Origin of the sequence: Brevundimonas sp. LPMIX5, from assembly GCF_003576505.1 — a bacterium.
GTDB lineage: Bacteria > Pseudomonadota > Alphaproteobacteria > Caulobacterales > Caulobacteraceae > Brevundimonas > Brevundimonas naejangsanensis.
In genome coordinates, this window is the sequence record NZ_QWTZ01000002.1 from 484,348 (window position 1) to 506,615 (window position 22,268).

18 protein-coding genes and 1 tRNA gene are annotated in these 22,268 nt (G+C 66.1%); 10 read left to right on the forward strand and 9 right to left on the reverse strand.

Annotation, left to right across the window (positions count from 1 at the left end; genetic code table 11):
• Positions 1 to 5: 5 nt before the first annotated feature.
• The 6 genes from D1604_RS03355 to D1604_RS03380 all read right to left on the reverse strand — a co-directional run bounded on the left by D1604_RS03355 (position 6) and on the right by D1604_RS03380 (position 3,783).
• Positions 6 to 275 (reverse strand): hypothetical protein, encoded by a 270-nt coding sequence (locus D1604_RS03355; RefSeq protein WP_119412174.1) that lies wholly within the window; start codon positions 273 to 275, stop codon positions 6 to 8.
• Positions 275 to 949, reverse strand: coding sequence for an NADH-quinone oxidoreductase subunit NuoE (gene nuoE / locus D1604_RS03360; protein WP_024352545.1), 675 nt, complete (start codon positions 947 to 949; stop codon positions 275 to 277). Before nuoE ends, D1604_RS03355 begins: the two co-directional genes overlap by 1 nt.
• The gene (locus D1604_RS03365; RefSeq protein WP_233551885.1) at positions 946 to 2,124 is read right to left on the reverse strand and encodes an NADH-quinone oxidoreductase subunit D; all 1,179 of its coding nucleotides are present in this window, start codon (positions 2,122 to 2,124) and stop codon (positions 946 to 948) included. Before D1604_RS03365 ends, nuoE begins: the two co-directional genes overlap by 4 nt.
• Before the next feature lie 92 nt (positions 2,125 to 2,216).
• Positions 2,217 to 2,840, reverse strand: coding sequence for an NADH-quinone oxidoreductase subunit C (locus D1604_RS03370; protein ID WP_119412175.1), 624 nt, complete (start codon positions 2,838 to 2,840; stop codon positions 2,217 to 2,219).
• A complete protein-coding gene (locus D1604_RS03375) occupies positions 2,837 to 3,436 on the reverse strand; it encodes a NuoB/complex I 20 kDa subunit family protein (protein WP_119412176.1) in 600 nt (199 codons plus the stop codon). The genes D1604_RS03370 and D1604_RS03375 overlap by 4 nt, the downstream gene beginning before the upstream one ends.
• A complete protein-coding gene (locus tag D1604_RS03380; RefSeq protein WP_003164585.1) occupies positions 3,406 to 3,783 on the reverse strand; it encodes an NADH-quinone oxidoreductase subunit A in 378 nt (125 codons plus the stop codon). Before D1604_RS03380 ends, D1604_RS03375 begins: the two co-directional genes overlap by 31 nt.
• Positions 3,784 to 3,991: 208 nt before the next feature.
• On the opposite strand from D1604_RS03380, the gene D1604_RS03385 reads away from it, so the two are divergent.
• Entirely contained in the window at positions 3,992 to 5,608 is a 1,617-nt protein-coding gene (locus tag D1604_RS03385; RefSeq protein ID WP_024352542.1) for an AbgT family transporter, read from the forward strand.
• 94 nt (positions 5,609 to 5,702) lie between these two features.
• A tRNA-Asp gene (locus D1604_RS03390) sits at positions 5,703 to 5,779 on the forward strand.
• A gap of 112 nt (positions 5,780 to 5,891) precedes the next feature.
• On the opposite strand, the gene D1604_RS03395 is transcribed toward D1604_RS03390, so the two are convergent.
• Positions 5,892 to 7,142: a glycosyltransferase gene (locus D1604_RS03395; protein WP_119412177.1), complete on the reverse strand. Its 1,251-nt coding sequence runs from the start codon at positions 7,140 to 7,142 to the stop codon at positions 5,892 to 5,894.
• Positions 7,143 to 7,455: 313 nt separating this feature from the next.
• Between D1604_RS03395 and D1604_RS03400 the strand changes: the two genes are divergently transcribed.
• The 3 genes from D1604_RS03400 (at position 7,456) to lexA (ending at position 13,801) form a co-directional block, all read left to right on the forward strand.
• Positions 7,456 to 10,737: an autotransporter outer membrane beta-barrel domain-containing protein gene (locus D1604_RS03400; RefSeq protein ID WP_119412178.1), complete on the forward strand. Its 3,282-nt coding sequence runs from the start codon at positions 7,456 to 7,458 to the stop codon at positions 10,735 to 10,737.
• A gap of 117 nt (positions 10,738 to 10,854) precedes the next feature.
• Positions 10,855 to 12,942, forward strand: a complete 2,088-nt coding sequence (locus D1604_RS03405) for a S9 family peptidase (RefSeq protein ID WP_119412179.1) — start codon at positions 10,855 to 10,857, stop codon at positions 12,940 to 12,942.
• Positions 12,943 to 13,096: 154 nt separating this feature from the next.
• The gene (lexA, locus tag D1604_RS03410; protein ID WP_119412180.1) at positions 13,097 to 13,801 is read left to right on the forward strand and encodes a transcriptional repressor LexA; all 705 of its coding nucleotides are present in this window, start codon (positions 13,097 to 13,099) and stop codon (positions 13,799 to 13,801) included.
• A 166-nt stretch (positions 13,802 to 13,967) separates the two neighbouring features.
• Here the strand turns inward: lexA and D1604_RS03415 are convergent, their stop codons facing one another.
• Positions 13,968 to 16,058 (reverse strand): ComEC/Rec2 family competence protein, encoded by a 2,091-nt coding sequence (locus D1604_RS03415; protein WP_119412181.1) that lies wholly within the window; start codon positions 16,056 to 16,058, stop codon positions 13,968 to 13,970.
• A gap of 58 nt (positions 16,059 to 16,116) precedes the next feature.
• Here D1604_RS03415 and gltX point away from each other — a divergent pair, with 58 nt between their 5' ends.
• The 5 genes from gltX to D1604_RS03440 all read left to right on the forward strand — a co-directional run bounded on the left by gltX (position 16,117) and on the right by D1604_RS03440 (position 21,888).
• Positions 16,117 to 17,532, forward strand: a complete 1,416-nt coding sequence (gene gltX, locus D1604_RS03420) for a glutamate--tRNA ligase (RefSeq protein WP_119412182.1) — start codon at positions 16,117 to 16,119, stop codon at positions 17,530 to 17,532.
• A 65-nt stretch (positions 17,533 to 17,597) separates the two neighbouring features.
• Positions 17,598 to 18,899: a citrate synthase gene (gene gltA, locus D1604_RS03425; protein WP_024352535.1), complete on the forward strand. Its 1,302-nt coding sequence runs from the start codon at positions 17,598 to 17,600 to the stop codon at positions 18,897 to 18,899.
• A gap of 140 nt (positions 18,900 to 19,039) precedes the next feature.
• Positions 19,040 to 19,429 (forward strand): cupin domain-containing protein, encoded by a 390-nt coding sequence (locus tag D1604_RS03430; RefSeq protein ID WP_119412183.1) that lies wholly within the window; start codon positions 19,040 to 19,042, stop codon positions 19,427 to 19,429.
• Positions 19,430 to 19,600: 171 nt separating this feature from the next.
• On the forward strand, positions 19,601 to 20,851 hold the full coding sequence (locus D1604_RS03435) for an acyl-CoA dehydrogenase family protein (protein WP_119412184.1): 1,251 nt from the start codon (positions 19,601 to 19,603) through the stop codon (positions 20,849 to 20,851).
• On the forward strand, positions 20,848 to 21,888 hold the full coding sequence (locus D1604_RS03440) for a phosphotransferase family protein (RefSeq protein WP_119412185.1): 1,041 nt from the start codon (positions 20,848 to 20,850) through the stop codon (positions 21,886 to 21,888). Before D1604_RS03435 ends, D1604_RS03440 begins: the two co-directional genes overlap by 4 nt.
• Here the strand turns inward: D1604_RS03440 and D1604_RS03445 are convergent.
• The gene (locus D1604_RS03445) at positions 21,885 to 22,247 is read right to left on the reverse strand and encodes a hypothetical protein (protein ID WP_119412186.1); all 363 of its coding nucleotides are present in this window, start codon (positions 22,245 to 22,247) and stop codon (positions 21,885 to 21,887) included. The genes D1604_RS03440 and D1604_RS03445 overlap by 4 nt on opposite strands.
• Positions 22,248 to 22,268 lie beyond the last annotated feature (21 nt).

Here is a 22,268-nt window from a genome sequence, read left to right on the forward strand (position 1 = left end):
ATCCCTTAAAGTCCTTCCGCCATGCGGCGTTTATGGTGGCGGGTGCGCTGGAAGACGGCGTAGATCACCAGCACCCATCCGATAGCCAACAGGCCATAGGCCGCCATCACCGCGTTGTCAGTCAGGCCGAAACGGCCGTCGCGCGCGAACATAACCAATGCGGCCGCGACCACGATGCAGGCCAGGCCAGCCCAACGCTGGCGCCAGCCCACGCGACGCAGCTCGGCCCGATAGGCCGCCCTGCCCGCTTCTGTCTCGAGGTCCGGCCGCGCCATCAGACCGGCGCCTTTTCAGCGACAGGCTCAGAGTTCGGCAGTTTCTTGATCTTCTTGGCGGCCGAGCCGTCATACAGCGCCGGATCCGTCAGCACGCGCGCGCCGCCTACCGGCTCAGACGTGTGACGACCGACATAGCTGCCCGCCTTCGGCGTCTTGCCCGCAGCGAAATCATCGATGATCTGGGCCATGTTTTCCGGCGTCAGATCTTCGTAATAGAGGTCGTTGATCTGGGCCACCGGCGCGTTCGAGCAGGCGCCGATGCATTCGACTTCCTGCCAGGTGAAGCGGCCGTCGGCGGACAGTTCATCCTTGGGACCGATCTTCTCGCGGCACACGCGCATCAGCTCATTGGAGCCGCGCAGCATGCACTGCGTCGTGCCGCAGACCTGGATCAGCGCGGCCGTACCGACCGGCGTCAACTGGAACATGGTGTAGAAGGTCGCGACCTCCAGCACCCGGATATAGGCCATGCCCAACAGGTCGCCGATGGCGCGCAGCGACGGCTCGGACACCCAGCCTTCCTGCTTCTGGACCAGCCACAGGATCGGGATCACGGCCGACTGGCGACGCGATTCCGGGTACTTCTTGATCCACCACTGAGCCTTTTCCATCGTCTCCTTCGAAAACTCGAAAGAGGACGGTTGCTCCTTGGCGAGACGACGAACGCTCATCGGTCCACTTCTCCGAACACCATGTCGAGCGAGCCGAGGATGGCGGACACGTCCGCCAGCATGTGGCCGCGGTTCATCCAGTCCATCGCCTGCAGGTGACGGAAGCCGGGGGCCGACAGCTTGACGCGGTAGGGTTTGTTGGTGCCGTCCGACACCAGATAGACGCCGAACTCGCCCTTCGGCGCCTCGACGGCCGCATAGACCTCGCCTTCCGGGGTGCGGAAGCCCTCGGTGTAGAGCTTGAAGTGGTGGATCAGCGCTTCCATCGAACGCTTCATCTCACCGCGACGCGGCGGGGCGACCTTGTGGTCTTCGGTCAGGACCGGCTCGCCGGGGCAGTTGCGCAGCTTGTGGATGCACTGCTCCATGATGCGCACCGACTGGCGCATCTCTTCGACGCGGCACAGATAGCGGTCCCAGCAGTCGCCGTTCTTGCCGACAGCGATGTCGAACTCCATGTCGGCGTAGCAGTCGTACGGCTGGGCCTTGCGCAGGTCCCAGGCGATGTCCGAGCCGCGCAGCATGACGCCCGAGAAGCCCCACGCCAGGGCGTTCTCCTTGGACACCACGCCGATGTCGACGTTGCGCTGTTTGAAGATGCGGTTCTCGGTGACCAGGCTTTCGATGTCGTTCAGCGCGGCCGGGAACTCGGCGCACCAGCGGCCGATATCGTCGATCAGCTCGGGCGTCAGATCCTGGTGGACGCCGCCCGGACGGAAGTAGTTGGCGTGCAGACGAGCGCCGCAGGCGCGCTCGTAGAAGACCATCAGCTTCTCGCGCTCCTCGTGGCCCCACAGCGGCGGGGTCAGGGCGCCCACGTCCATGGCCTGCATGGTCGCGTTCAGAAGGTGGTTCAGGATGCGGCCCATCTCCGAGTACAGGACCCGGATCAGTTGGCCGCGATACGGCACGTCGATCTCCAGCAGGCGCTCGATGGCCAGGCAGAAGGCGTGCTCCTGGTTCATCGGCGAGACGTAGTCCAGCCGGTCCAGATAGGGAATGTTCTGGAGGTAGGTGCGCGCCTCCATCAGCTTCTCGGTGCCGCGGTGCAGCAGGCCGATGTGCGGATCGACGCGCGTGACCAGCTCGCCGTCCAGCTCCAGCACCAGACGCAGCACGCCGTGAGCGGCCGGGTGTTGCGGGCCGAAGTTGATGGTGAACTTGCGGTCGTCCATCGCCCGTGCGTGCGGGGTCAGGCCGTCTTCATAATCCTCGAACGGGTCGATGGCCGAACCGAGCGGCGCGGGCATGTTCTTGACGTCGGCCATTACTGCGCTCCCGCCTTTTCATCGCCCGGAAGGACGGTCGGGTAGTCGGCGCCTTCCCACGGAGACAGGAAGTCGAAGTTGCGGAATTCCTGCGTCAGCTTCACCGGCTCATAGACGATGCGCTTCTGCTCTTCGTCGTAGCGGACCTCGACGTAGCCCGTCATCGGGAAGTCCTTGCGAAGCGGGTGCCCCTGGAAGCCGTAGTCGGTCAGGATGCGGCGCATGTCCGGGTGATCCGAGAAGATCATGCCGTACATGTCGAAGGCTTCACGCTCGAACCAGCCCGCCGACGGATAGACCGAGGTCACGCTGGGGACCGGCTGCACTTCGTCGGTCGACACCTTGACGCGAACGCGCGCGGCGCGGGTCAGCGACAGCAGATGATAGACCACCTCGAACCGCTCGGCGCGATCGGGATAGTCGGCGCCGCAGACATCCATGCACTGCTGGAAGCCAAACTGATCGCGCAGGGCCGTCATGATCGCGACGATCTTCTCGCGCGGGGCGATCAGGGTCAGTTCGCCATAGGCCACCACAGCCTCGACGCCGAGCGCCGCGACCATTTCCGTGCCCAGAGGCGTAAGAGCGGATTCACGTTCCGCAACGCGCACCAGTTCGCTCATCGCTCGATGGTCCCCGTGCGGCGGATCTTCTTCTGCAGTTGCAGGATGCCGTACAGCAGGGCCTCGGCGGTCGGCGGGCAGCCCGGAACATAGACGTCCACCGGCACCACGCGGTCGCAGCCGCGCACGACGCTGTAGCTGTAGTGATAGTAGCCGCCGCCGTTGGCGCACGACCCCATCGAGATGACGTAGCGCGGGTCCGGCATCTGGTCGTAGACCTTGCGCAGGGCCGGAGCCATCTTGTTGGTCAGCGTCCCGGCGACGATCATCAGGTCCGACTGGCGCGGCGAACCGCGCGGCGCGGTGCCGAAACGCTCCAGGTCGAAGCGCGGCATCGACAGGTGGATCATCTCCACGGCGCAGCAAGCCAGACCGAACGACATCCACATCAGCGAACCCGTGCGCGCCCAGGTGATGACGTCGTCCAGCGAGGTCGTCAGGAAGCCGCGCTCGCCCAGTTCCGTATTGACGGACTCGAAGAACTTGTCGTGGATCTTGGGATCATAGCCCTCGACGGTCGAACGCGCAGCCGAACCTGCGGGGACCAGAGGACTGGAGGGGGCGATCACTGCCATTCCAGTGCTCCCTTCTTCCATTCGTAGATGAAGCCGACCGTCAGGACGCCCAGGAAGACCATCATCGACCAGAAGGCGAAGACCATGCCGCCGTGCGACAGGTCGAACATCGACACCGCCCACGGGAACAGGAAGGCGATTTCCAGGTCGAAGATGATGAAGAGGATCGACACCAGATAGAAGCGCACGTCGAACTTCATGCGCGCGTCGTCAAAGGCGTTGAAGCCGCACTCATAAGCCGAGAGCTTCTCGGTATCGGGGTTCTTGGGAGCCAGCACCCAGGCCGCCAGCATGAAGCCGGCGCCGAGCACGATGGCGATGCCCAGGAAAACGACGATCGGAAGATATTCTAGAAGAAATTCGTTCATTCGAGCTGCCTCGCCCGCCGGGAGGTAGGGGGCGGATTCGGGGCTTCTTAGACCCAACCTCGCCAGGGTTCAAACCCATGTCGGCAAAGGTTTTTTGTTGCGAATGGTTCGCAGTTTTTTGCGCGATTTGCCGCAGCCCTCCCGATTGCTTCCTATGCCGGTGATCCGCGAAATGCGCTGTCGCCCATAGATAGCCTAGAGCCTGCGCATGAACCTGGCCGCCCGCCTGCTGAACTCCGTCGAACGCATCGGCAATCGGCTGCCAGATCCTGTCTTTCTATTCCTATGGCTGATCCTGGGTCTGGTGGTCCTGAGTCTGGTCGGGGCTGGCCTGGGCTGGTCTGCGGTCAATCCCGTGACCGGCGAGGTGCTGCAGGCGCAAAGCCTGTTGTCGCCCGCCAATCTGGAGCGGCTGTTCATCGGCATGCCGCGCACCCTGGCCGACTTTCCGCCGCTGGGGATCGTCATCACCATCATCTACGGCGCTTCGGTGGCCGAGCGGACAGGCCTGTTCTCGACGGCGATCCGTGGCGCGCTGCTGAACGCCCCACGCTTCATCCTGACGCCGATCGTGGTGATCACCGGCATGGTGTCGCACCATGCGTCGGACGCCTCCTATGTCGTGGTGATTCCTCTGGCGGCCGTCATCTTCGCCGCTGCGGGCCGCCATCCGCTGGCGGGCCTGGCCGCTGGCTTCGCCGCCGTGTCGGGCGGCTATGCGGGCAATCTGTTCCCTGGCGCCAGCGACGCCCTGATCCTGGGCATCACCGAGCCGGCAGCCCATCTGATCGATCCGTCCTACGCCGTCAGCATCGCGGGCAACTGGTTCTTCATCGTCGGGGTGGTGATCGTCTTCACCCCCATCGTCTGGTTCCTGACCGACCGGGTGATCGAGCCGCGCCTGGGCGCCTGGATTCCGCATGACGCCGCCCCAGTCGCCGCCGAGGAGAAGACCCCTCTCACCGCCGCCGAGAAGCGCGGACTGGGCTGGGCGGGCCTGACCATACTGGCCATGATCGCCGTCTGGGCCGCCGTGACCTTCCTGCCCGGCTCGCCCTTCATGGACGCCGACGCCGAGCCGGAGCAGCGCTTCAATCCTCTGTACCGCTCGCTGGTGGCCTTCTTCGCCCTGACCTTCTTCATGGCGGGCGCGGCTTTCGGCGCGGGGTCCGGCTCGATCAAGAGCCACCATGACCTGGTGCGGATGATGCGCGAGGGGATCAGCCAACTGGCGCCCTATATCGTCCTGGCCTTCTTCGCCGCCCACTTCGTCGCCATGTTCAACTGGTCCGGCCTGGGGCCGATCCTGGCGGTCAACGCGGCCGCCTCCTTACGCGAACTGGCCCTGCCGACGCCCGTGCTGCTGATCATGGTCGTGCTGGTGTCCTGCATCTTCGACCTGTTCATCGGCTCGGCCTCGGCCAAGTGGTCGGCGCTCGCGCCCATCGTCGTGCCCATGTTCATGCTGCTGGGCATCAGCCCCGAGATGACGACCGCCGCCTATCGCATGGGTGATTCCGTCACCAACATCGCCACCCCGCTGATGAGCTACTTCCCGCTGATCCTGACCTTCGCCCAGCGCTGGGATCCCAGATTCGGCCTGGGATCGCTGATGGCGACCATGCTGCCCTACGCCGGGGCCTTCCTGATCGCCGGCCTGATCATGGTCGCGTCCTGGGTGGCGCTGGATCTGCCGCTGGGACCGGGCGTGGGCGTCCACTACGAACCGCCGCCGCCCGCCACGGCGTCGCAACTGCCTGCGGACGGCGGAATCGCCGGTCCCGCCGCCCCGCCTCAGGCCGCCGCAGCCGCTCCGACGAGATGATTTGATTTATCCACAGCCAGGTCGCTTGACCTTCGGCGCAGCCCCGCCTAAACGACGCCCCTCGCCGGGGCGCACAGTCGCTTCGGATGGGAACGCGGGTGTAGCTCAGTTGGTTAGAGTGCCGGCCTGTCACGCCGGAGGTCGCGGGTTCGAGCCCCGTCACTCGCGCCACTCCTCTCAAGGCTTTGAGGGAGTGGCGCACCGCCCTTCCCTCTTCTCCTGAAAATCAAAACCGACCCGCAGGCGCCGTTTTCGCACGCCCGCAGTTCATCGGTCCCCAAGCCTAGTTGAGCGGCAGCCTCTCTCGCGGCGTGACGAAGGCGGCCTTCCCGGTCAGTTCGCCGTACAACATGGTCAGATCCTCGAACACGCGGTTCCAGGCGAACTGCTCGACCGCCTTGACCCGCGCCGCCACGCCCAGCGCCTCTACGTCGCGCGCGAACAACGCCTCAATGGCTGCGGCGTAGTCGACCGGATCGGCCGAGGCCGCCAGTTGCCCCACGCTGTCATCGACCGTCTCGGCCACGCCGCCCGCATTGACGCCGACCACGGCCCGGCCGCAGGCCATCGCCTCCAGCACGATCAGGCCGAAAGGCTCCTTGTCATTGGCGTGCACGAAGGCGTCGCAGCTGGCGATGATCCGGGCCACGGCGCGCGGGTCCTTTTCATACGGCAGGGAGATCACGCGATCTTCCGGCGGCATTCCGGCGCCCGCGCCGACCAGCACCAGATGATAGGGCGCGCCCAGACGCTGGACCGCGTCGATCAGCACGCCGACGTTCTTCTCCTTGGCCGGACGCCCGGCGAAGCACAGCAGACGGGCGTCTGCGCCCAGGCCCAGCTTCTTCAACAGCCAGTCGCGATCGCGACGATCCGGATGGAAGGTATCGACCTCCACGCCCAGCGGGCGCACGACGATGCCGCCGACCCCGGCCTCTTCCAGCCGCCTGGCAATGAAGCGGCTGGGGGAGACGACGCGATCAAACTGCGAGAACAGCTTGGCCCAGCGTTTCTCGACCGGCTTCTTGGCCCATTCGCCGAAATGCAGCGCCGCCAGACTCGCCGGATCCGAATGACAGAAACCCACGACCGGGCAACCGACCCGCTGGCCCGCCTCCAGCGCGCCCTGCCCCGGCGTATAGGGATCGCCCGCCTCGATCAGCGCGGGATTCAGCGACGATACCCATGCTCCCCAACGGCGCACCGAACCGGGCCAGCGATAACCGTCCCCGAACGGCAGCTTGGGGGCCTGCAGCCGCACCACGCCGTCGCCGCTGGCCCTGTAACCGGCGCCGGGCACGACGAGGCTGTGCGCCACATCGGGGCGATTGTCCGCCAGCCACGCCTTTTTGGACAGCAGATAACGCTTCACCCCGCCCGAGCGCGGCGCGAACAACATCGTGGTGTCCACCAGCCGGGGCCGATCCTCGGCCGCGCAGGCCTTTAACGCCCGAAGGGTCGCCGCAACCTCATCATCCAGGCCAGGAAAGAGGCGCAGTTCGCTTTCCTGGACGTCGATCGGGCTGACGCTCATGCCTGGGGCCTTTCCGCTGAACTTCTTCACGTTAACGCCAAGGCTCCGACTTTGGATGCGGGACGGTGCAAATCAGCATCATGCAGATCTTCCGCCCTATATTCGTCCCCGGCTACGCTGCAAGCCACAAGCGCACAAGGCTGCGCTTGTATCCCGGCTGCGCCATGGTTTTCATCTGCCGTTCAGCTTCAGCCCCCTAACGCGAGGTCTTGCAATCGCCTCAAATTCAAGAAACTTGGGGCATGTAGGTGCTGACCCTGTTAGGAGGGGCGCCTCAATCCTTGCGCGTGCGACCACGAGGGGTTTCCTACCGATGCGTATTCTGCTCGCGACCGCTGTAGCGATCGCTCCCCTGATGGTTGCAGCCGGCGCCCAGGCCGAACAGGTCATCTCAAACGGCCGCACCACGCCGATCAGCACCTCGACCGCCAATAACGGCGCGCGCGACGACGTGCGCATCGCCAGCGGCGGCTCCATCACGGTCACGTCCGGCACGGCCGTGACGCTGGATTCCAGCAACAGCGTCAAGCTCGACGCCGGCTCCAAGATCGACATGCTGAAGGCGGCCGACGGCGCCACAGGCATCCTGGCCAATGGCGGCAACACCGGCGACATCACCATCGGCGGCGCCATCACCATCACCGATGCGATCGACGAGTATAAGGACGAAGACAAGGACGGCGACCTGGACGGTCCCTTCGCCGAAGGGAATAACCGCTATGGCGTGCGCGTCACCGGCGATTCCCCCCTGACAGGCAACATCCGGATCGAGAACTCCGGTTCAATCCGCGTTGAGGGCAACAATTCCGCCGGTCTGTCGGTCGAAGCGCCCCTGACCGGCAACATCTTCAGCATGGGCCAGATCAACGTCATCGGCGACAACGGCTATGGCGTGCGCACGACCGGCGATGTCAGCGGCGACGTCACCCTGCTGGGCGGCATCGGCGTGGTCGGCGAGAACTCGACCGGCGTCGCCATCGACGGCGATGTCGGCGGCCAGGTCAAGATTCAGGGCGCCGTCACCTCTACCGGCTATCGCTACACCACGGCCCCGCCGTCCAAGCCCACGACGGGCGAGCCGTGGCCCGGCCAAGCCTATCTCGAAAACCTGGACGAGGACGACCTGCTGCAGGGCGGCCCGGCCGTGCGAATCGCAGGCGATGTCGGCAAGGGCGTCGTGTTCGACACCGCCCCTTCCTACGGTCCCGGCGGAATCGACGGCGACGACGACGGCGACGGCGTCAAGAACGGCGACGAGGACGACGACGGCGACGGCAAGATCAACCGCGAAGACGATGACCGCGACGGCGACGGCATCCCCGACGCCCAGGAAACGACCGCCACCATCCGCTCGTTCGGCGGCGCAGCGGCGGTGCTGGTGGGTTCAACCGACAAGGCGATCACCCTGGGCGCGGCCGGCACAGGCGATTCCGCCTATGGCCTGATCAACCGCGGCTCCATCGAAGCGGCCGGCGTCTACAAGGACGTCGACGCCAAGGCCGTGCAGATCGGCGGTACGGGCCAGGACGTGACGGTCGCCGGAGGTTTCCGTAACGAAGGCACCATCGTCTCATCAGCCGTATCCGCGAACAGCAGCACCGTGCTGGTCGGCAGCGGCGCTTCGCTGCCTACCATCTTCAACAGCGGCGCCATTCAGGGCTCCATCGCCACCTCCGACGCCGACACGGCCAGCGGCGTCCTGATCCAAAACGGCGCCAACGTCGGTTCGATCTCGAACTCGGGCAACATCGCCGTGGCGGTGAACGGGTCCAAGGGTTCCGCCGTGGCCATTCGCGACGAATCCGGCACGCTTTCCACAATCGACAACACCGGTCGCATCATCGCCGTCGTCACGCCCGAGAAAGATGTCGAGAAGACGGGGTCCGCCATCGCCGTGGACGTCAGCGCCAATACGACCGGCGTGACCTTCGTTCAGGACGGCGTCGTCGTACCAGACCACAAATTGCCTGACGCTGACGGCGACGGGGTGCCGGACGCCAATGAACCGGCGATCGTCGGCGACATCCGCTTCGGCTCAGGCGCTGACGTTCTGGATGTCCGCAACGGAACGGTGAACGGCGACATTTCCTTCGGGACCGGAGCCGACCGCCTGTCGATCAGCGGCGGCGCCGTGGTGAAAGGCAAGCTGTCGAACGACGACGGCCAGCTCGACATCGACATTTCCAAGGGGGTCCTGGACGCTCAGCAAACCACGAGCCTGGATATCTCCAGTCTTAATGTCGGCGAAGACGGCAAGCTGATCGTGACCCTGGACGAGGCGACCAAGGACGAGTTCCGCTACAATGTCAGCGGCTCGGCCGACCTGGCGGGCGCCAGCAGCCTTGGCGTCCGCTTCAACTCCCTAATTGACGCTGAAGGCACGACCACCTTCAAGGTGATCAAGGCAGGTGACCTGAACGCTGGCGATCTGACGTCCGAAGAACTGCAATCAAACTCGCCCTACGCTTTCGTCGTCGAAATCGGCGACGTGACCGCGAACGAACTGTCGATCGACGCCCGCAGGATCACGGCCGACGAGGCCAAGATGATCAACTCGGAAGCCGCCGCCTACGACGTGCTCTACGCCGGCCTGGCCGATAATGAGATCATCCGCGCGGCTCTGCTCAACCAGACGGATCGCGAAGGCTTCTTCCACATCTATCAGCAACTGCTGCCCGAGCACTCGGGCGGGCCGCTGCTGTCGCTGGCCAGCGGCGTCGACGCCGTGACCCGCGCCCTGACCGGCCGCAACGCCGCCGCCGCTCCGGGCGAAACCAGCGCCTGGGTGCAGGAGATCAACTTCTACGCCGATAAGGACAAGACCGACACCTACGGCTTCCGCTCGGAAGGCTTCGGCCTGGCGGGCGGCGTCGAGCGCGGCACCTCGATGGGCGCCTTTGGTCTGACGGCCGCCTTCACCTCCTCCGATCTGGAAGACCCGGAATCGGCCGCTGAAGAAGTCCTGTCGGCCAATCTGCTGGAACTGGGCCTCTATTGGCGCGCCCAGGGGCAGTACTGGACGACCTGGGCGCGTGCGGCGGGCGGTTACGCCTCCTTCAGCGCGACGCGCAAGCTGGTCGCCGAAGGCGTCAACCTGAAGAACGAATCCGACTGGCACGGCTTCACCCTGGCCGCAGCGGGCGGCGCTTCGTACGAGCGTCACTTCGGCCGCCTGAATGTCCGTCCCGAAGCCTATGTCGAATATTTCTCGCTGAGCGAGGACGCCCGTTCCGAACGCGGCGGCGGCGACGGCTTCGATCTGGATATCGACGAGCGCGACGGCCACATGTTCTCAGGCGTGGCGGCCGTCAACATCGGCTACGGCTTCGGCAAGGACGGCTGGATCCGCCCGGAAGTCCGCCTCGGCTGGCGTCAGAACTTCTCGGTCGACGCCGGGACCACCATCGCCCGCTTCGCCTCAGGCGGCGACGCCTTCACCCTGACGCCCGCCAGCATCGAAGGCGGCGGTCCGATCCTGGGCTTCCGTCTGAATGTGGGCAACGACCTGGGGATGCTGGCCATCACCGGCGACGCCGAACTGCTGGAAGACTACGTCCGCTACACCCTGCTGCTGCGGGCCAGCTTCAAGTTCTGATTCTTCTTCGGGATTCGGATCAAAACGGGCCGTCGGATTCGTTCCGGCGGCCTTTTCCGTATCTTGTCGTCGCCTCGCGTCTTCCTATGATCCCTGTCAATTCAGAGGGGGATTCATATGAACAAGTTCGCCTGGGCCGCCTGCGCCCTGATCCTTAGCGCCCATGCGCCGGCGCTGGCGCAAACTGCGCCTGCTGTTGCTCAGGCCGCCCTGCCCTCTGCCGACCGCGGCCTGTTCACCGCTCAGGACCTGTTCGGCATGGAGGTCGCCTCCGACGCCCAGATCAGCCCCGACGGCAGCCGGATCGCCTATGTCCGCCAGACGGCCGACATCATGACCGATCAGATGCGCCCGACCATCTGGCTGATCGACGTGAAGACGGGCCAACACACGCCGCTGATCGCTTCGGCCGGTTCCCACCGCCAGCCGCGCTGGTCGCCGGATGGAACGCGCCTGTCCTACATCTCGAACGCCGAGGGCGGCGCGCCGCAACTGTTCGTGCGCTGGATGGCGTCGGGTGAAGCGGTCCGCGTCACCAACCTGCCCAACACCCCGTCAAGCATCAGCTGGTCGCCCAACGGCGAGCAGTTGGCCTATTCGGTCCTGGTTCCCGGCGACAAGCCCAAGATCGGCTCGTCGCTGCCGAAGCCCGAAGGCGCCAAATGGGCGCCGCCGCTGGAGATTATCGACACCGTCTCGTACCGCTCGGACGGTCAGGGCTATCTCAAGCCCGGTTTCCGCCATGTCTTCGTCGTCGGCGCCCAGGGCGGCGGCGCGCGCCAACTGACTCACGGCGACTTCAATCACGGCGGCGGTCTGTCCTGGTCGGCTGATTCCCGCACCCTCTATCTCAGCGCCAACCGTCGACCCGACTGGCAGCGCGAAGCCGCCGACAGCGAAGTCTTCGCCCTGGACGTGCAGACCGGCGGCCTGACCGCCCTGACCAGCCGCGCCGGTCCCGACAACTCGCCCGTCGCCTCACCCGACGGACGCCGCATCGCCTATCTCGGCTATGACGACAAGCGGATGGGCTATCACAACACTCGCCTCTATGTGATGGACGCCGACGGCTCGAACAGCCGCGTGCTGACGCCGAACCTGGACCGCTCGGTCAAATCGCCGGTGTGGAGCCGCGATGGGCGCTCGGTCTATGTCGCCTATGACGATCAGGGGCGCACCAAGGTCGCCCGCGTCTCGCTGGACGGCGCCGTCACCACCCTGATCGAAGACCTGACGGGCGACGATTTCGGCCGTCCCTACACCGGCGGCGATTTCACCGTGGCCGACGACGGCGCCATCGCCTTCACGCGCGGCACGCCGATGCGTCCGGCCGATGTCCACGTCCTGAAGGGCGGCCGCAGCACTCAGCTGACCCGCCTGAACGCGGACTTCCTCAGCGCCCGCCGCCTGGGCGAGGTGCGCCGCATTCAGGTCGCCTCGTCTCACGACCAGCGCGCGGTCGAAAGCTGGCTGACCCTGCCGGCCGACTACGTCGAGGGCCAGAGCTATCCGCTGGTGCTGGAAATCCACGGCGGCCCGTTCGCCGCCTATGGCCCGCACTTCGCCACCGACAACCAGCTGTTCGCAGCTGCGGGCTACGCCGTTCTTTCGGTCAACCCGCGCGGCTCGACCTCCTATGGGGACGAGTTCGCCAACCTGATCCACCACAACTATCCGTCGAACGACTATGACGACCTGATCAGCAGCGTCGACGCCGTCATCGCTCAAGGCGTCGCCGATCCCCACCGCCTGTTCGTCACCGGCGGCTCGGGCGGCGGCGTGCTGACCAGTTGGATCGTCGGCAAGACCGACCGCTTCAAGGCCGCCGTGGTCCAGAAGCCCGTCATCGACTGGGCCAGCTTCGTGCTGACGGCCGACAACCCGGCCTTCTTCGCCCGCTACTGGTTCGGTGAATATCCGTGGGAGAACCCGGAGGCCTACTGGCGCCGGTCGCCGCTGTCGCTGGTCGGCAACGTCAAGACCCCGACCATGGTCGTCGTCGGCGACGAGGACTACCGCACCCCGGTCAGCGAGTCGGAGCAGTACTACACCGCCCTGCAACTGCGCGGCGTGCCCACGGCCCTGGTGAAGATCCCCGGCGTCGGCCACAGCCTGGCCGTCCGTCCGTCCCAGAACGCCGCGCGCATGAACGCCATGATCGAATGGTTCGAGCGCTATAAGGACGGCGCCCCGACCGCTCGCTAACGTCAGCACAGCACGGACCGAAACCCGCGCCCGCCGTCGAACGGCAGGCGCGGGTTTTTGCTTTGAGAGCCTTAAGCGTGGCGTTAGTTGACTTTTAACCAGAACACTTACAGAACATCACCAACGGTTCACGCCTTGTTCTGGATTCGCCGCCATGCTCACGAAGAAACAGCACGAACTCCTGATGTTCATTCATGAGCGCATTCGGGAAACGGGCGTGTCGCCCTCCTTCGACGAGATGAAGGAGGCGCTGGACCTGGCGTCCAAGTCGGGCATCCACCGCCTGATCACGGCGCTTGAGGAACGCGGCTTCATCCGCCGTCTGGCCCACCGCGCTCGCGCGCTGGAAGTCGTGAAGCTGCCGGAACAGGCGACGACCGCCGCCCCCTCAAAAGGCCGCGCCCCGTTTAAGCCCGACGTCATCCAGGGCGGCGGCCTGGGCCCGCGACCGGCCGTCGCCGAGGCCGCCAACGATGTCCGCGACCTGCCCCTGTTGGGCAAGATCGCCGCTGGCACCCCCATCGCCGCCATCCAGCACGAACGCGAGCGCCTGCCGGTCCCTGAGGCCATGCTGGGCGCGGGCGAGCATTATCTGCTCGAGATCGAAGGCGATTCCATGATCGAGGCCGGCATCCTCGACGGCGACACCGTCATTATCAAACGCGTCGAAAACGCCTCCTCCGGCGAGATCGTGGTCGCCTTGGTCGAGGGTGAGGAAGCCACGCTGAAACGCCTGCGCAAGAAGGGCCAGTCCATCGCGCTGGAACCCGCCAACAGCGCCTATGAGACCCGCATCTTCGGCCCTGATCAGGTCGAGGTTCAGGGCAAGCTGGTCGGCCTGCTGCGCCGGTATCACTGAGGACGGGGCAGAGGCGCCACGAGCCTTCTTTCCGCTCATCCCGGCGGACGCCGGGACCCAGTGCTTTGGCCGCAAGCGGGGCCGTTTGATTGTCCGCCGACCTCCCCTGGCCAGCGACAGCACATGTGGCTCTTACTGGATCCCGGCGTCCGCCGGGACGAGCGGGTTAAGAGAGAGGCCCGCTCCACGGCCGCCTGCCCCGCACTTCGGCCGCCCACAAGGCGCGCCAGCCGCCGGCGTCATCGCGCCATAACTCCACCGAACCGCCGCGCGCATAGTCGGCGCCGTCCAGCACCAATCGCCCTTGGCATGACGACGGCAGGGTTGTGATCACGGCGCGCACGCTGACAACCTGCGCGCTACGGCACATCTGATCCAGTTGCTCGGCCGTCGGCGCCGCCTTGCCCCACCACAGCGCCAGCGGCCCCGTTCCGCCGTCCGGCGCACAGAAAGAACGCTTACAGACCCAACCCTCGGGCGACCGCGCGACGGGCTCCAGCCCTCGTCTCCGGGACCACAGATCGATGGCGAACCTGCGAACCGCAGGCCGCACCACAACCGCCTCGCTTTCCAGCCGATAGGCTGCATTCGCTCCACCATCGCCGATCCAGATATCCGGCGGCGCCGCGCGCGGCCAGATCAGCACAGCGGCCGCAAAAGGCAGCCCCAGCAACCGCCACCATCCGCGCCACAGGCACATAAACAATATACCCAGAAAGGCGACCGGCAGGGCCGCCGCAGGGGCGCTGGAAATCGCCTTCACTGCGCCGGGCAGATTGGCCGCCCAATGTCCGATCGCCAGCATGGCGTCCACCGACTGACCCGCCGCCCACAGGAAGGGCGCGCCCAGCCCCAGCGGCTCCAGCGCCGCACCCAACGCCAGCATGGGCATCATGACGAAATCCGCCAGCGGCGCCGTCGCCATATTGGCGATCAGCCCATAGACGGCCGTGCGATTGAAGTGCTGCATGGCGAACGGCCCGGTCGCCATGCCCGCCACCAGGCTGGCGGCGCAGGCAGCCATCAGCCAGCTTGCAAACCTTTGAACGGCGGCGATCGGCCAGGGAACGGACAGTTCGCGGATGCGACGCGGCCAGACCTCGACCAGGGCGACCAGAGCCGCCGTCGCCGCGAACGACATCTGGAACCCCGGCGTCACGACGGCCTCGGGCCGTAGCAACAGGACGACAAAGGCCGCTGCCGACAGCGCCCGCATGGTCACGGCCTGCCGATCCGTCAGTATCGCCAGAAAGGCGATCGACGCCGTAATCGCGGCGCGTTCGGCCGGCGGCGGCGCGCCCGAGATGACCAGATAGGTCCCGACCGCGATCAACCCCGCAATCGCCGCCGCCTTCTTGCCCGACACACGCAACGCCAGCCACGGCCACGCCGCAACCAGAAGGCGGGCCGCAAAGAAGACAAAGCCGCCCACGACCGCCATATGCAGGCCCGAGATCGACAGGATATGCGCCAGCCCGGAATCGCGCATGGCGTCCAGATCCGGATCCTGGATCCACGTCTCATGACCGGTCGTCATAGCCGCCGCCACCCCGCCGGTCCGCTCGCCCAGACGCGCCACGATCCTTTCAGCCAGGGCATAGCGAACCGCATTGACCTTCATCGTCGCCCTGACCCGCCACGGCGGCGGGGCGAGAGCCGCCGGACGCGTCGGGCCCAGGGCGAACAGGGTCCCGCCCATCCCCTTGAAATAGGCGTTGCGGCCGAAATCGTAGGCTCCGGGACTGGCGGGCGGCGGCGGCGGGTTCAGGATGCCGAACACCCGGATCGGCGCGCCGGGCGGCGGGGGCGCCCCCTTCACCGTCACGCGCAGCCGCTCGGGCGTCTGCTCCGGCGCCAGCCCCCGCACGCGCACAGGCGCCACCACCACGCGCGCCCCGTTCTGCCCGGACGAGTCCACGTCGATGACCCAGCCCTCGACCTGGGTGGGAGCCATGTCCGCAGGCGCGATCGGCGCCGCCACAGCGTCTGTTCTCAGCTTGGCCACCGCCAGTCCGCCCGCGAAACAGGCCAGCATCAGCAGGATCAGGGTCGCCCAGCGCGGCGCGCCTCTGGCCCGACTGACGATCCAGGCTCCGAAGAACACGGCGGCGCCCAGCACCAGAGGCCAGGTCGTCGGCTCGTCCTTCAGGGTGAAATAGGCCCCGCATCCGGCGCCGAAGCAGACGGACGACCACAGCGGCCAGCGTTCGGCCTGCGCCCGTGCATCTGCGATCAGACTGGCAAATAACCCGGCCATGAGGGTTCGCTTCCCCACGGGCGGGCGTATAAGACCCTGCCCTATGGATGCTGCCTCTATGACCTCCCCCTCGTCGACCGTCGTCACCCGCTTCGCCCCCTCGCCCACAGGCTACCTGCATATCGGCGGGGCGAGAACTGCGTTATTCAATTGGCTGTACGCCAAGGGGCGCGGCGGCAAATTCCTGATCCGTATCGAGGACACCGACCGCGAGCGTTCGACGGATGAAGCGGTGAAGGCCATCTTCGACGGCCTGTCCTGGCTCGAACTGTTCGGCGACGAAGAGCCTGTCTTCCAGTTCGCCCGCGCCGACCGTCACCGCGAGGTGATCAACGAACTGCTGGCGACGGGTCACGCCTATCGCGACTTCCTGACGGCCGACGAGACCACGGCCCTGCGCGACCAGGCCAAGGCCGAGGGTCGCGACTTCGTCTCGCCCTGGCGCGACCGCGAGCCCAGCGTCGATGATCTGGCCAAGCCGCACACGGTGCGCTTCCGCCGCCCGTTGGATCAGGCCGTCATGGTCGACGACGCTGTGCAGGGGACGGTGCGCTGGGAATCGGCTTCGCTGGACGACCTTGTCATCCTGCGCTCGGACGGGGCGCCGACCTATAATCTGGCTGTGGTGGTGGACGACCACGACATGGGCGTGACCCACGTCATCCGCGGCGACGACCATCTGAACAACGCGGCCCGTCAGAGCCTGATCTACGACGCCCTCGGCTGGACGCGGCCGACCTTCGCCCACATCCCCCTGATCCACGGTCCGGACGGCGCCAAGCTGTCCAAGCGCCACGGCGCCCAGGCCGTGCACGAATACGCTGACATGGGTTATCTGCCCGAAGCCATGCGCAACTATCTGGCCCGACTCGGCTGGGCGCATGGCGATGATGAACTGTTCAGCGACGAGCAGGCGCTGGAATGGTTCGACCTGGCGGGCGTCAACAAGGCGCCGGCCCGGCTGGACTTCGACAAACTGGCCCACGTCAACGCCCACTGGCTGCGGCTGGCGGACGACGACCGTCTGGCCAAACTGACGCTCGACGCTCACCTGGCACGCGGCCGTGTTCTGGAACCGGACGACGAGGAACGGCTTCTACGGGCCATGCCTTTCGTCAAGGATCGCGCCAAGACCATCCCCGAGCTGGCGGATCAAACGGCATTCGTGTTGCAGGCGCGTCCACTCGCGCTCAACGAGAAATCGGCCGGTTTGCTGCAAGGCGAAAGCCGGCAGAGAATCTCACGACTGCGTGAACGTCTCAATCTTTTCCAGAGCTGGGACGTCTTCGCCCTTGAAGCCGAACTTAAGGCCTTTGCGGAGGAAGAAGGCGTAGGCTTCGGAAAAATAGGACCTTCCATGCGCGCAGCCTTGACGGGCGGTTCGGCCTCGCCTGATATCGCGCGAACTCTTTGCGCTCTCGGGCATAACGAAAGTCTCGGACGCTTGGATGATGCGCTGCAACAGACTAAGTGATCACCCATAACCAACTCAGGCCGACCGCCTCCCCGCGCCGGTCCAAGGAAGAACAAGGGGCCTAGATGACTGAACAAGCGAAACCCGCCGGCTCGGCGACCCTGTCCTACCAGGACAAGACCGTAGAGCTCCCCGTCCTTTCCGGCTCGACCGGCCCGGACGTCATCGATATCCGCAAGCTGTACGGCGGCACCGGCGCCTTCACCTTCGACCCCGGCTTCACCTCTACCGCGGCCTGCGAATCGGCCCTTACCTACATCGACGGCGACGCTGGCGTTCTGTTGCACCGCGGCTATCCGATCGACCAACTGGCCTCGAAGTCCAACTTCCTGGAAGTCTGCCACCTGCTGCTGCACGGCGAACTGCCGAACGCCGCCGAATACGAAGAGTTCGAGCAATGCGTCACGCGGCACACCATGCTGCACGCCCAGTTCGACCGCTTCTTCGAAGGCTTCCGCCGCGACGCCCATCCGATGGCGATCATGGTCGGCACTGTCGGCGCCCTGTCGGCCTTCTATCACGACAGCCTGGACATCCATGATCCGGTGCAGCGCAACATCTCGGCCATCCGCCTGATCGCCAAGATGCCGACGATCGCGGCCCGTGCCTACAAGTACCATATCGGCCAGCCGTTCATCTCGCCGCGCAACGACCTGTCGTACGCCGAGAACTTCCTGCGCATGTGCTTCGCCGTGCCGGCCGAGGACTATCAGGTCGATCCGGCACTGGTGCGCGCGATGGACCGCATCTTCATCCTGCACGCCGACCACGAGCAGAACGCCTCGACCTCGACCGTTCGTCTGGCGGGTTCGTCGGGCGCCAATCCCTTCGCATGTATCGCCGCCGGCATCGCCTGCCTGTGGGGCCCGTCGCACGGCGGCGCCAACGAAGAGGCGCTGAACATGTTGAAGGAAATCGGCACGCCGGACCGCATCCCCGAGTTCATCGAGGGCGTGAAGGCGCGCAAGTACAAGCTGATGGGCTTCGGCCACCGCGTGTACAAAAACTACGACCCGCGCGCCAAGGTCATGCAGCAGTCGGCCTACGAAGTGCTGGCCGCCACGGGTCGCGAGAACGATCCGCTGTTCCTGGTCGCCAAGGAACTGGAGAAGGTCGCCCTGTCGGACGAGTACTTCACCTCGCGCAAGCTGTTCCCGAACGTCGACTTCTACTCGGGCATCACCCTGTCGGCCATGGGCTTCCCGACCACCATGTTCACCGTGCTGTTCGCCCTGGCGCGCACCGTGGGCTGGATCGCCCAATGGCAGGAAATGATGGCCGATCCGTCGCAGAAGATCGGCCGCCCGCGTCAGCTGTACACCGGGCCGACCGAGCGCGACTACGTCCCGCTGGCTCAGCGCGGCTAAGAGATCAAAAGCGTAAGACTGCACAAACGCCGGGGCGAGAGCTCCGGCGTTTTTTCTTGGCTTTGCGAAAGATCAAGACCCGGCCGCATCAGGCGCGCTAAGAGTCGAAATCTCCCAGTTCTTCTTCATGAGGATCCGCCATGCAAGGCTATCTCGACGACATCGAACGGGCCACGCTCGACAACGACGACTATCGCCGCGTGCTCTACACCGGCCGTCACCTGCAACTGGTGCTGATGACGCTTCAGCCGGGCGAAGAGATCGGCGAAGAGGTCCATGACGGCCACGACCAGTTCTTCCGCATCGAACAGGGCGAAGGGCAGGTCGTCATCGACGGGCAGTCGCGCCCCGCCCAGGCCGAGTCCGGCATCATTGTTCCCGCCGGAGCCCGCCACAACCTGATCAACACGGGCTCGGAGCCGCTGAAGCTCTACACCCTCTATGGCCCGCCGGAGCATCGCCACGACGTGCTCCACCCGACCAAGGCCGACGAGGCCGAAGAGCATTTCGACGGCAAGACCTCGGAATAGGCTCAGGCGACCGGCGCGCTCTCTCACGCCAGGCGGGAGCGCGCCCTCTGCCTTCGAACCCCGCCAGCGATTTCAAATGACGAACGGTCTGGCATGGTGAAGCCTGTCGAGAATCTTCGACCGGTTGAAAAGCCGACTCGGCGTCATGGCCAAACTCAATGGAGCTAAGCGATGGATTTCACCCTGACGGAACGCGAGCGTTCGTTTCAGGCGCGCGTCCGGGCCTTCATGGCCGAAAAGGTGCGCCCGCGCGTCGCCGCCGTCCACGCCGAGATCGCTGAAGGCGACCGCTGGGCCGCACCCCTGCCCTCGATCGAGGCGCTGAAGGTCGAGGCGCGCGCCGCAGGACTGTGGAACCTGTTCATGCCGCCCGCGCCCGAAGGCATGGCCGAACCGGACGATTTCGAGTTCGCGGGCGAGCGGCTGACCAACCTGGAGTACGCCCTGTGCGCCGAGGAAATGGGTCGCATCGACTGGGCCAGCGAGGTGTTCAACTGCTCGGCGCCGGACACGGGCAATATGGAGGTGCTGCACCGCTACGGCACGCCCGCGCACAAGGCGAAGTGGCTGACGCCGCTGATGAACGGCGAGATCCGCTCGGCCTTCCTGATGACCGAACCGGCCGTCGCCTCGTCCGACGCCACCAACATCCAGACGCAGATCCGTCGCGACGGCGACTGCTATGTCATCAACGGCCGCAAATGGTGGTCGTCCGGGGCGGGCGATCCGCGCTGCCGCATCGCCATCGTCATGGGCAAGACCGACCCGGACGAGAAGACCTATCGCCAGCAGTCGATGATCCTGGTGCCGATGGATGCGCCCGGCGTGAAGATCGAACGGCCGCTGAGCGTCTATGGCTATGACCACGCCCCGCACGGCCACATGGAGGTCAGCCTGACCGACGTGCGCGTGCCGGTCGAGAACATCCTGCTGGGCGAGGGTCGCGGTTTCGAGATCGCGCAAGGGCGCCTGGGCCCCGGCCGCATACACCACTGCATGCGCACCATCGGCGCGGCCGAAGAGGCGCTGGAAGCGATGGCCCGCCGCCTGATGTCGCGCGTCGCCTTCGGCAAGCGGATCGGCGAACATTCTGTCTGGGACGAGCGCGTCGCGCGCGCCCGTATCGACATCGAGATGACGCGCCTGCTGTGCCTGAAGGCCGCCGACATGATGGACCGCGCAGGCAATAAGGCGGCCAAGGACGAGATCGCCATGATCAAGGTCCAGGCGCCGATGATGGCCCTGCGCATCATCGACGACGCCATTCAGGCCCACGGCGGCGGCGGCGTGTCCCAGGACTTCGAACTGGCGGCGGCCTGGGCGGGCATCCGCACCCTGCGCTTCGCCGACGGCCCGGACGAGGTCCACGCCCGCGCCATCGCCCGGTCCGAGTTCGCCCGCCACGCTGAGGCGACCCGATGAGCGATCTGGACGTCGCGCGTCTGGGACAGTGGCTGGCGGGCGTCCTGCCCGCCGCGCCCGCCGACATCCGCCTGGAAAAATTCCCCGGCGGCCAGTCGAACCCGACCTATCGGATGACTGTCGACGGCCGGGACTATGTCCTGCGCCGTCGCCCGTTCGGACCGCTGCTGCCCTCGGCCCATGCGGTCGAGCGCGAATACCGGCTGATCAGCGCCCTGCATCCGACCGGCTTTCCCGTGCCCGCACCGCTGGCCCTGTGTCAGGACGACGCCGTCATCGGCTCGGCCTTCTATGTGATGGAACTGGTCGAGGGCCGCACCTTCTGGAACGGCGCCCTGCCCGACCTGTCGCCGTCTGAGCGCCGCGCCGCCTATGAGGCCATGATCGACACGCTGGCCCGCCTGCACAGCGTCGATCCGGTCGCCGCCGGGCTGGAGGACTTCGGCCGCCCCGGCAACTATTTCGAGCGCCAGGTCGCCCGCTGGACCAAACAGTACCGCGCCGCCCAGACCGACGACCTGCCCGAGGTCGAGCGTCTGATCGACTTCCTGCCGCGCACGGCGCCGGAACAGACGCGCACCGCCATCATCCACGGCGACTATCGCATCGACAACCTGATCTACGCCCCCGACTCCATGACCGTCCGCGCCGTGCTGGACTGGGAGTTGGCGACTCTGGGCGACCCGCTGGCCGACTTCGCCTATCTGGCCATGAACTGGATCCTGCCCGCCGACGGCCGCGCCGGTCTGAACGGTCTGGATCTTGAGGCTGCAGGCATTCCGTCGCTGGACGACATGGCCCGGCGGTATTGCGCCGCGACCGGCCGCGACGCCCTGCCGGACCTGCACTGGCACTTCGCCTTCAACCTGTTCCGCCTGATCGGCATCATCCAGGGGGTGAAGAAGCGGATGCTGTCGGGCAACGCCTCCAGCGCCAAGGCCGCCGACGCCGTGGCCATGCTGCCTGCCCTCACCACCGCCGCCTGGCGCGAGGCCCGCCTCGCGGGCGCCGCGACTGAAGGACAAGCCGCATGCTAAGGCTCGGACCAACCCAGCACGCGCAGACGCGGCTCAGGCTTCTGCGCACCTGAGAAGACCAAGCTGACCTTCTTCTCTCCCTGTCCCGGCACATAGTCCAGCGACACGCCGGACCGTTCATGGCCAAACTGGCCCTCGATATCCACGGCGGCGGCGGCCAGGTCGCCATGATTGGCGACAACGATGTCGACCACCCATCCGCCCGCCGATGGCCGAATATCATCGCGCGTGATCGTCAGATCCGCCGGCGAGGGTTTGGAAAAGGCCGCAGAAGCGAGAACGGCCACGGCCCCGAACAGAACGACACCTCCCGCGACGGCGCAGCAGGCCTGCAGCCGCGACACGGACTTCTTATCCATCTGCTCTTTCCCTCGGCGCGC